Annotated in this window: 1 protein-coding gene; it reads right to left on the reverse strand. The window is 30.5% G+C overall.

Annotated elements, in window-relative coordinates:
- Positions 1-16 precede the first annotated feature (16 nt).
- The gene (locus tag GMC_RS0100045) at positions 17-577 is read right to left on the reverse strand and encodes a DUF2004 domain-containing protein (protein WP_010520210.1); all 561 of its coding nucleotides are present in this window, start codon (positions 575-577) and stop codon (positions 17-19) included.
- Between the last annotated feature and the right edge of the window lie 186 nt (positions 578-763).

Consider the following 763-nt stretch of genomic DNA (forward strand, 5'->3'; position numbering starts at 1 on the left):
TTAGCTGTAGTCTTTTTTAACTTTCCCACGTTATATAATCCAAAGTTCCATCTTGATTAATATTTAATACTAAAAGCTGATTACAAGGTTCTCCATCTATATCAATTGAGTAGTCGAAAGTTGCTAAATAAGAAGCTTGCGGATAAATTCCAACTCTTATTAATTTCAGTTGCTCCATTAAAAGACTATTTCTTGATTTTTTACGATTTTTCAAGTCGATTACTCCATCTAATTCACTTTCGTCAAGTTCGTCAAGATAGAAATTCAAATAGTCCGATGTCATACTTACTTCTTGTTCAAAGTCAGCTTTTATATACCTCCGATTTTGATTATCAAATTCAGGTATTCTGTTCACGAATTCAAGTATTTGATTTAATTCAGATTGATTTGTTGATTCCGTCTCAAAATTTAAATCCAAATTAATTTTTCTATTTCCAAACTTTAAAGTCCAATCGTAATAATCCTCAAGTTTTCCCAAGTCAATTTCCGTAAAATCTGGTTTTTCCAAAACTTGGATTTCTTCGGTGGTATTTTCAGGTTCTTTTTTGTTTCTTTTAAAAAAATCAAATAATCCCATTTTCGATTGTTTGGTCAGATTACAGCTAACGTTAAATATATGGCATTTAGGGCAGAGGACAAGCGATTAATTTCGGTTTTGCACTAAGCCAAACTTTTGCATTTTGATTTATCTTTTTTAAATAAAGCCAAATCAAAAGATTTGGCGACCTAACAAAAAAACACAGACTTTTCGAACCGACTTAAA

It is taken from the genome of Aquimarina agarivorans, from assembly GCF_000218485.1.
Taxonomy (GTDB): domain Bacteria; phylum Bacteroidota; class Bacteroidia; order Flavobacteriales; family Flavobacteriaceae; genus Aquimarina; species Aquimarina agarivorans.

Bases quoted from the DNA above. Each gene is read 5' to 3' on its own strand.
- GMC_RS0100045 (WP_010520210.1), bottom strand. From the start codon at position 577: ATGGGATTATTTGATTTTTTTAAAAGAAACAAAAAAGAACCTGAAAAT.